The sequence below is a fragment of the Mycobacterium sp. P7213 genome, assembly GCF_900604305.1.
Lineage (GTDB): Bacteria > Actinomycetota > Actinomycetes > Mycobacteriales > Mycobacteriaceae > Mycobacterium.
Window position 1 is genome coordinate 63367 of record NZ_UWOA01000024.1, and the last position, 7264, is coordinate 70630.

Below are 7264 nucleotides of genomic sequence, written 5' to 3' on the forward strand. Positions count from 1 at the left end.
CTTCCCATGGCCGACTCTCGAGTACTGGCGCTGTGGTGCATGGACTGGCCCGCGGTCGCCGCGGCGGCCGCGGCGGGGCTGCCGGCCACCGCGCCGATTGCGGTCACCCTGGCCAACCGGGTGATCGCCTGTTCGGCGGGCGCCCGTGCGGCGGGGGTGCGGCGTGGGCTGCGACGCCGAGAAGCGGCGGCCCGCTGTCCGGCGCTGCATGTGGTGGCCGCCGACACCGATCGTGATGCCCGGCTGTTTGAGCCGGTCCTGGCTGCGGTCGACGAACTGGTGCCGGCTGCTGAGGTGTTGCGGCCCGGGCTGCTGGTGGTGTCGGTGCGTGGTGCGGTGCGAGCCTTCGGTTCCGAGGAACAGGCCGCCGAACGCCTTGTCGACGCGGTGGCCGCGACCGATGTCGAATGTCAGGTCGGGATCGCCGACGGGCTCTCCACCGCGGTGCTCGCCGCACGTGCCGGCGCTGTGGTGCCGCCCGGGGGAGACGCCCGCTTCCTGTCGGCGCTGTCGATTCGGCAGCTGGCCGCCGAGCCCAGCCTGTCCGGGCCTGGGCGGGACGGCCTGATCGACCTGTTGTGGCGCTTGGGAATTCGAACCATCGGACAATTCGCTGCGCTGCCCCGCCCGGATGTCACCTCGCGGTTCGGGCCCGACGCGCTCACCGCGCACCGGTTCGCTCGCGCCGAGCCGGAACGCGGGCCGTCCGGGCGGGAGCCCACGCCCGATCTCGAGGCGGTGCTGCACTGCGATCCGCCGCTCGACCGGGTCGACGCCGCGGCGTTCGCCGGGCGCTCACTGGCCGGTGTACTGCACCGGACGCTGATGGCTGCCGGGGTCGGCTGCACCCGGCTGGCCATTCACGCCATCACCGACACCGGGGAAGAGCTGACCCGGGTGTGGCGATGCGCCGAGCCGTTGACCGAGGACGCCACCGCGGATCGGGTGCGCTGGCAGCTCGACGGCTGGTTGAACAGTCGCGTCGCCCGAGATCGGCCCACCGGTCCGGTGACGCTGTTGCGGCTGGAGCCGGTGGAGGTGGCATCGGCGACCGAGGCGCTGCAGTTACCGCTGTGGGGCGGGCTCGGGGAGGAGGACCGGTTGCGTGCCCGCCGCGCCCTGGTGCGGGTGCAGGGCCTGCTCGGCCCCGAAGCGGTGCGGGTGCCGGTGCTCTCCGGCGGTCGTGGTCCCGCCGAGCGCATCACCTTGACCCCGCTGGGGGACGAGCCGGTGCCGCTGGCCGACCCGCGCCAGCCGTGGCCCGGCCGGCTCCCCGAACCCTCGCCGTCGGTGCTACTCGACGACCCGGTGGAACTGCTTGACGCCGAACGTAATCCGATCAGGGTGACGGGTCGGGGGCTCTTCTCGGCCGACCCGGCGTGGCTGGTCGCCCGGGACCGGGAAGACCGGCTGCGCTGGTGGGCCGGTCCCTGGCCGGTCGACGAACGGTGGTGGGATCCGCAGCGGCAGGGGCCGGGATCCGGGCGCACCGCCCGAGTCCAGGCGCTGTTGGAGGACTCGCCGGGAAGCGCGGCGCCCGGGCAGGCACTGCTGCTGTGTTACCGGCTGCGGCGGTGGTATCTGGAGGGGGTGTATGAGTGAACCCCGGCAAGTGTCCCGATCGGCGCCCACACCGAACATGTACTCAGGACGAGAATTCGCCCCGCTCCGGAATCACCCTCAACGCACGTTCGGTGGAAGGGAGCCGGCGAATACGCTGACCCGCTGCACAAATCGGTCGAAGAACACCGCCGGGTCGACGCTCACCCCGATCAGTGCGTTGGGCTGTGCGGCATCCCAGTCGGGGATCGTCCGCCCGCGCGCATCGCCGGGCGCAAGCTCGACCCGCACCGCAGCCGGGCGAGTCGTCACCAGTGTGGGGTCCAGTGCGACCGCCGCGGCCAGCGGATCGTGCAGATACGCCAGGTAGCCGTGGCTGCGTGCTTCGTGTGCCTCGAAATAGAACCGCAGCGCGTCGTTGAGCATCCGGATCACCGGATTAATGCGGTTGTCGGCCAGCCGCGCCAGGATGGCCGGCGTGATCGCGATGTGCCGGGTCAGATCCAGGCCGCACACGATCGGGAGCCGTTACGGCGCAACCGCTCCCCATGCCGTGAACACCTCAGCGGCAGCCTCTGGATCGAATCCGATGTTGAACTCGGCCCAGCCGGACCGTTCGCCGGAGAACGTGCCGCCCATGATCACCAGTCGACGCAGCAGCGTGGGCAGTGCGGGTTCGGTCCGCAGCGCCAATGCCAGGTTGGTCAGCGGGCCGGTGGCCAGACCGATCAGCTGCCCCGGATGTTCCCGGGCGGCGGCGACCCAGGCTGCAGCAGCGTCGTATCCGGTGAGCTGTCCGGTGCCGGGCGGCAACTCGGCGTACCCCAGCCCTTGCGGCCCGTGGCTGTTCTCTGCGGTGTGGGCCAGCCTGTCGGCGCCCCGCGACACCGGGACTCCGGTCGCCCCGCACAACTCCAACAGGGCCAGGTTGTTGCGGCAGACCTGCTGCACCGCAACGTTTCCGCCGGTGGCGGCGATCCCGACAAGCTCGGCATCCGGGCTGGCCAACAGGTACACCAGCGCGACCGCGTCGTCGACGCCGGTATCGAAGTCGGCGAAGACGGGCAGCGTCACGAGCGCGGGCTCACCAGTGCACGCCCGGAACCAACCGCACCGCCCGCTTGACCGGGCGGGGCGTCCGTACCCGGGGGATCGCCCGCGACGGCCGCTTCGGGCGCCGTCGAGTCGGGTGTGCCGCAGCGGGTGCAACGGCTTCGGGGGTTTCTGGGGGCGCCACGCCGCGTGCCGCGGCCGAGTCCGGGTAGCCCAGGTACAGCTGGTGCAGGACCCGTCGCGCCAGCCTGGGGGTGACGTAGTTGCCCGCCTCGGCCAGAGTTCCCAGCGGGGTGTCGATCCGGTCCGGCTTCTCGATCAGCCCGCGCACCACCATGGCCGCCGCATGCTCGGCGCTGATCGCCCCGACCGGGAGCAGTTTCCCCGTCGGCGCAATCATCGGTGTGGCCACCAGTGGCATGTGAATGGTGGTGAAGGTGATGTGATCCGAGAGGGTTTCGGTCGAGATCACGTCGGCGAACGCATCCAGTGCAGCCTTGGTGGGCACGTACGCGCTGTACTTCGGGCTGTGCGCCAGCACCCCTTCGCTGGAGACGTTGACGACGTGGCCGAACCGTCGTTCCCGCCAGTGCGGCAGCAGCGCCAGCACCATCCGCACCGCACCGAAGTAGTTGACCGCCATCGTGCGCTCGTAGTCGTGCATCCGATCGCATGCGTTGACCACCGATCGGCGTATCGACCGGCCGGCGTTGTTCACCAGGTAGTCGACGTGCCCGAACCGGCCCAGGATGTCCTTGACGGTGTGCTCCACCGACGCCGAATCGGTGACGTCACAGGTGAACGCGTGCGCCTGCCCGCCACCGGCCCGGATCTCGGCCACCAGATCGTCGAGTGCCGAGCCGCTGCGGGCCAGCGCGAAGACCGTGCCGCCGCGTTCGGCCACGGCGATCGCCGAGGCCCGGCCGATACCGCTGGACGCCCCGGTGATGATGACGTGCCGGCCGACCAGGGGCCCGGCCGGATCGTCACGGCGGGCGCGGTCGGGATCCAGATGCTGCGCCCAGTACCGCCACAGCCTCGGCGCGTAGTCGGCGAACTCGGGCAGCCGGACGCGGTCTCCCAGCGCCGTGCGGGTGGCGTCGGCGACGAACGTCGGCCGCAGGTTCACCAGGTCGAGCACCTCGGCGGGCAGGCCCAGCTGGGTGGCCACCATGTTGCGCCACACCCGGGCCCGCCCACCGACGTTGAGCACCGGGGCCGCGACGGCGCCGGGCAGCGTGGCGCGTAGCGGCGGAAGCCCGGCCTCTCGCGCGACGGCGCGGTAGATGCCGGGCAGCCCGATCGAGCGTGGCGCGGTGAGGTGGAAGGTGCGCCCGTCATACCCGTCGGCGTGCATCAACTCGATCAGCGCATCGACGACGTAGTCGACCGGAACCACGTTGGTGCGTCCGGTGTCCGGAACCGCCATCGGGGTGAGCCGGGGCAGTGCCGCCAGCTTGGCCAGCAGCGGAAAGAAGTAGTACGGTCCGTCGACCTTGTCCATCTCGCCGGTGTGGGAATCGCCCACCACCACCGCCGGCCGATACACCCGGTAGCGCAGTCCCGGCGTCGAGCGCACCAGTGCTTCGGCCTCGAATTTGGTCTGGTGATACGGGGTCGGCAGTTCCTGGCCGATGTCGAAGTCGTCTTCGGTGAACTCACCGGCATAGTTGCCGGCCACTGCGATCGACGACACGTGCGACAAGGTGGCGTCGAGCCGCTTCGTCAGCCCGATCACCGCGCGAGTGCCCTCGACGTTGGCGGCCTGCTGTTCGGCCGCGCCGGCGGTGATGTCGTAGATGGCCGCACAGTGCAGCACGTGATCGATGTCGCCCAGTTCGGTGAGTGCCGAGTCGGTCAACCCCAGATTCTCTTCCGTCAGGTCGCCGACCAGCGGATTCACCCGCTCGCCCCATGCCTGACCGTGCTGAGCTGCCAGGGCCTCGAAGCGGCCCAGCGAGGTGCGGCGCACCAGCACCCACACCTGCGCATCGGGACTGTGCTTCAGAATTCGGGCCACCGCCCGCCGCCCAATAAACCCGGTACCGCCGGTAACGACATAACGCATGCGGTCATGGTGGTCGCTCGGATCGGCTACGTCAATGGTGAGTTGAGTCTCGCCGTCCGATGCTGGGCGCCGCTGCGCTCAGAATCCGCGAATTCCGTCCCAGTCCACCAGTTTCCAGCCGGTGGCCGGGTTGCCGGTGATCACCACCTTGCCGAGGTTGGGCAGTGGATGGTTGATCAACAGCTCATCGCGGGGGTTCTTGACATTCATCAGGGTCCACGTCGCGATCGACGCCCCGTGGGCGAACGCCACCGGGTTGGTGTCGCCGGAGTCGTAGATCTGCTGGACCGCGGCGCCGAAGTCGTCGTTGAACTGGTTGCCGTCGATCGAGCCGGGGATGGCCGCGGTCCGGTCACCGTGCAGCCAGGCCTGCGGGGCAAGCCAATATGCCGAATTGGCAACATCTCGGGGCTTGTCGGCGAACCAGCCGGCGTTGATCTCGCGCAGCCCGGGCAGGATCTGCACCTGACGGCCGAGTTCGCGGGCCAGCGGGGCGGCGGTCTGCTGGGTGCGCACCATCGAGGAGGCGTAGACACCATCGTGGTGGCCGCGGGAGAGCTGATCTGCGATTTCCTGGGCCTGGACGCGGCCCTTCTCGGTCAGTCCCGGACCGGGTACCGACGTGTCGAGGATTCCGGCGGCGTTGGCTTCCGATTCCGCGTGCCGGACGAGCGTCAGGGTGATGTTGCGCGGGTGCGGTGTCCCCGAACAGCCGCTGAGCATCAGGGCTGCGGCCAGCGCCGCGGCCAACAGTGCGAACGCGGTGCCGGTGTGGTTCCAGATGCGCTTCCCCATGTCCGACAGCCTGCCGTGTGGATGGCGCCGACGGGACCGGTTCTGCTGAAATGGTGGGGGCCAATTCGTCCGAGGTGAAGGAGAATCCGTGGCACTGGACCCGACGGCCATTGGCGCGACCGCAGACCCGATGCCGTTCGCCTGGACCGAGCGCGACACCATGCTCTATGCGCTCGGGGTCGGCGCCGGAACAGCCGATCTGGCGTTCACCACCGAGAACAGCCACGACACCCCGCAGCAGGTGTTGCCCACCTACGCCGTCATCTGCTGCATGGGCTTTGCGGCCGTCGCCAAGATCGGCACGTTCAACCCGGCGCTGCTGCTGCACGGCTCCCAAGAGGTGCGACTGTTCGCGCCGCTGCCGCCCGCCGGAAGCCTGCAGGTGGTGGCCGAGGTCGCCGACATCCAGGACAAGGGCGAGGGCAAGAACGCCGTCGTGATGCTGCGGGCGCGCGGCACCGATACGAAGACTTCCGAGCTGGTCGTCGAGACGCTGACCACCCTGGTCATCCGCAAGGCCGGCGGCTTCGGCGGGGAACCCGGGCAACGGGCGGTCGCCCCCCAGATCCCCGACACCGAACCGGATTCCCGCGTCGCATATGCGACCCGCGAGGACCAGGCGCTGCTCTACCGGCTCTCCGGCGACCGCAACCCGCTGCACAGCGATCCGTGGTTCGCCACCACCCTGGCCGGTTTCCCCAAGCCGATCCTGCACGGGCTGTGCACCTACGGTTTCGCCGGTCGGGCGCTGGTTGCCGAACTCGGCGGCGGCGACGCCAGCCGCGTCAGCGCCATCTCGGCACGGTTCACCGACCCGGTGTTCCCGGGGGAGACGCTGACCACCTCGATCTGGCGGACCGAGCCGGGCAAGGCGGTGTTCCGCACCGAGGCCGCCGGTCCCGACGGCGCCAACCGGCGGGTGGTGCTCGACGACGGCGCGGTGGAATACCGGGACTGAGACTTTTTTGGCCTGTTTGCCACTGTGATCACTTGTGTCACAGTGGTTTTAGGCTGTGGACAGTTTTGGCGGTTTGTCGGGGGCCGGCGCTAGTATTAGCACATGCGTTCGAACAGTCGCGAAGAGGTCGTCGAAGTCTTCGACGCACTTTCGGCTGATCTGGATCGGGCGCTCGAGCTGGACTTCGAGACGTTGACGCCGCGGGAGTGCCTGGCGATCTTGCAGCGCTGCGAGAAGTTGCGGCGCAGGCTTCCGGCGGTGGAGCATCCGCTGGTCAACCAGTTCGCGACCGCCGAGCCTGCCGAGATCGGGGGGAAACCGCGCTGGGTGCTCGCCGACGAGTTGCATCTGACCCGCGGTGAGGCTGGGCGGCGTCTGGCGGAGGCCGCCGAACTCGGGCCGCGCCGCGCCATGACCGGCGAACCGTTGGAACCCGTGCGGCCTGAGGTGGCTGCCGCGCAGCGGGAGGGGCAGATCAGCGCCGCGCACATCGCGGTAATTCGCTCCTTCTTCACCTACCTGCCCGAGGCTATAGATGCCGGCACCTTGACCCAGGCCGAACAGCACCTCACCGCATTGAGTACGGATTGTCGCCCCGACGAACTCGCCAAACTCGCCCAACGGCTGGCCGATCATCTACATCCCGACGGCAACTACAGCGACGAACAACGAGCCAAACGCCGCGGGATTGTGCTCGGCCCCCAAGACCGTGACGGCATGAGCCCGATCAAGGGCTATCTCGACCCCCAAGCCCGCGCCACCCTCGATGCCGTACTGGCCCGCTGGGCCGCCCCCGGCATGTGCAACCCCCACGACGAGATCCCTTGCAC

General features: G+C 69.6%; 5 protein-coding genes and 1 pseudogene. 3 read left to right on the forward strand and 3 right to left on the reverse strand.

The annotated features are described in order from the left end of the window. Positions 1–6: 6 nt before the first annotated feature. Positions 7–1602: a DNA polymerase Y family protein gene (locus tag EJK91_RS11335; protein ID WP_082105707.1), complete on the forward strand. Its 1596-nt coding sequence runs from the start codon at positions 7–9 to the stop codon at positions 1600–1602. A 78-nt stretch (positions 1603–1680) separates the two neighbouring features. Here EJK91_RS11335 and EJK91_RS11340 read toward each other — a convergent pair. From EJK91_RS11340 to EJK91_RS11350, 3 genes and pseudogenes are all read right to left on the reverse strand, one after another. Next, positions 1681–2634, reverse strand: a pseudogene (locus tag EJK91_RS11340) (nucleoside hydrolase). A 10-nt stretch (positions 2635–2644) separates the two neighbouring features. Continuing rightward, a complete protein-coding gene (locus tag EJK91_RS11345) occupies positions 2645–4681 on the reverse strand; it encodes an SDR family oxidoreductase (RefSeq protein WP_125078976.1) in 2037 nt (678 codons plus the stop codon). Between the two features lie 78 nt (positions 4682–4759). Beyond that, positions 4760–5476, reverse strand: a complete 717-nt coding sequence (locus tag EJK91_RS11350; protein WP_024440359.1) for a histidine phosphatase family protein — start codon at positions 5474–5476, stop codon at positions 4760–4762. Positions 5477–5564: 88 nt separating this feature from the next. Here EJK91_RS11350 and EJK91_RS11355 point away from each other — a divergent pair, with 88 nt between their 5' ends. Together EJK91_RS11355 and EJK91_RS11360 are read left to right on the forward strand one after the other, a co-directional pair. Continuing rightward, the gene (locus EJK91_RS11355; RefSeq protein ID WP_125078977.1) at positions 5565–6434 is read left to right on the forward strand and encodes a MaoC/PaaZ C-terminal domain-containing protein; all 870 of its coding nucleotides are present in this window, start codon (positions 5565–5567) and stop codon (positions 6432–6434) included. A gap of 102 nt (positions 6435–6536) precedes the next feature. Continuing rightward, a partial coding sequence (locus tag EJK91_RS11360; protein ID WP_125078978.1) for a DUF222 domain-containing protein occupies positions 6537–7264 on the forward strand: 728 nt, incomplete at its 3' end.

What these genes read in the sequence shown, in the direction of transcription:
- EJK91_RS11350 (WP_024440359.1), bottom strand. Translation starts at nt 5,476, where the DNA reads ATGGGGAAGCGCATCTGGAACCACACCGGCACCGCGTTCGCACTGTTG.
- EJK91_RS11345 (WP_125078976.1), bottom strand. Translation starts at nt 4,681, where the DNA reads ATGCGTTATGTCGTTACCGGCGGTACCGGGTTTATTGGGCGGCGGGCG.
- EJK91_RS11335 (WP_082105707.1), top strand. Translation starts at nt 7, where the DNA reads ATGGCCGACTCTCGAGTACTGGCGCTGTGGTGCATGGACTGGCCCGCG.